The organism is Anaerobiospirillum sp. NML120448 (assembly GCF_023050945.1).
Lineage (GTDB): Bacteria > Pseudomonadota > Gammaproteobacteria > Enterobacterales > Succinivibrionaceae > Anaerobiospirillum.
This window is the reverse complement of the sequence record NZ_JALKIM010000152.1, coordinates 1-2,070: the sequence shown is the minus strand read 5'-3', so window position 1 is coordinate 2,070 and position 2,070 is coordinate 1. Positions and strand designations below refer to the sequence as shown.

The 2,070-nt window shown below is 33.8% G+C and carries 1 protein-coding gene; it reads right to left on the bottom strand.

Features of this window, described 5'->3' with window-relative positions; all coding sequences use genetic code 11:
- Positions 1-272 precede the first annotated feature (272 nt).
- Positions 273-1,883 (bottom strand): IS4 family transposase, encoded by a 1,611-nt coding sequence (locus MXE38_RS12160; protein ID WP_246915458.1) that lies wholly within the window; start codon positions 1,881-1,883, stop codon positions 273-275.
- Positions 1,884-2,070 lie beyond the last annotated feature (187 nt).

Here is a 2,070-nt window from a genome sequence, read left to right as displayed (position 1 = left end):
CATATCGACCGACATTAAGCGCTGGTTGAACAAAATGTGGCAAAATCTTGTAAAAACACCATCGACAAAACTACACTATATTAACCTTTATGCAAAGTAAATATGTGATATAAGTCACATATAGTTTTGATGGATTTTATAAAAGTCATTAAATAATCCTATTTAAGGAAATTTACCATAAAAAAGAGCATATTTATCATATTTTTGACGTAAGAAGCCCTACCTACCTTACAGTAAGCATAATAACGCACGATTGTTATGCAGCTTTTAATCTAAGTTACAGCGCAACAGGGTTTAGATTGTTCAAGCTCTTCTATTAGGCAGTCGGATGTTTTACCCCTTTGTTTTTGTTTCTTGGATACTCGGCCTTTAGTAAGGTAGTATGCGATGGTTTTAAATATTGCATTTCGCTTTGCTTTCTTAACGATTGGATCAACTAAATCATCAATTGCAAAATGAGACATAAACCACGTACAAGCACCTGAAGATAAGTATTTAGCAGTTTTAAGAATAGAGATAGTTCTTGGTTTGCTGTTTTCACTGCTAGCGTTATTCCTATATTTGTTTTGTGCAGTATATGCCATTAGCAATTTTATCGTATAGGTAATAATAGAGGCGCTCATAAAACATTTGCACAGGTAAAAATCTCCACAAACACCAGAGTCAAAGCTAGACGATGTTTTTAAAGATTTGTAACCTAGTTCAACTTGCCAACGTAAGCGATATAACTTCGCTATTATATTTACGGAAACAGTATCTGGTAGATTAGTTCTAAGAAGAACCCAATTAGTTATAGGGTTATTTGGGTCATTATCTTTATTTTCTGGGTTATATACCAAAATTATCCTGTCACCACCTTTAATCTTAATATCAAAACAATAGTTTTGATTGGTATTTACCTCTTGTAATTGATTAAGAATATCCTGTAGTTTAACGGACTCAAAGGTTACAGGCTCTCCTTTAGTGTGAGTGTCTATTTTAAAAGTGTCGACTTTTGAATCTCTTTTTACCTTCCACTTGGTTATTGACTCAACTTCAGGATTTAAATTAGTTTTACCACGAATGATATAAAAACATTGATGCTTTGCAATATCGTCAAACACCTCTTCTCCGTAGTAACCTCTATCAGCAAAAATCAAACTCCCTATTTTAAAATCAGGAAGCATATCTAATAGACTCTTACGTTCGCTACTGACAGCACTATCTATTAAGTAATTAACAAAAAAGCCTGTTGTAAGATCAAATACACCATGAAACTTAAGACCAGCCTTTGTTGAACCTTTTGTTTCATTAATGTTTTGCTCGTTACTTAAGGACACAATACTTCCATCAACAGCATATATTCCTGTTAGTTGGGGCACTAATCCTTTGAGCAAGTTAAATACTCTGTCTCCATCAGTATGAACGTTTAAACGTTTTTTCTGATTTATAGCTATGCCTGTACATTGCTTTGCTAAATCCTCCAGTGTTAAGGCTAATGCTTGTCTATTATCATGTGTTTTAAAGGCTGTTTGGGCCTTGGATTTAGCTGGGGTAAAGAGACGCTCTATTGTGCGATCACAACATGGATTAACATTGCTATTGACGCATATTTGATTATATTCAAATGAGGCAGCTTTCAATGTTGTTACACCTTTGAAAGTCGTCGTAATCATAGCTAATATAAAGGCACCTATTGAATTCCATAGGGATCTTGGATCCTTATAAGGGTTCATGCCATTCGCCATCAAGAGTTTTTGTATATTAATTATTGAGAATAAATTAGTAATCCTTATTAATGAAGGGAAGTGACGACAGAGATACGAAACTTGGTCTTGAGCCAAATTTGAATTTTTGTTGGATTGAGTATGCTTTTTAGCTTTGCGTTGTTTTCGAGATGCCATATACTGTAGTCCTTTTTTCGAGGTTTGCTCTTGTTTTGTTAGAAATTTTATGGCAAGAGCAATTCTATTATAGCATCGATACAAGAAACTATACTATATTGACATTTTGGTTTTATACATACATATAGATGATTACAGATTTGTTTCGGTAATTTAGACGGAAATCATACTATTGTCGGTCTATATG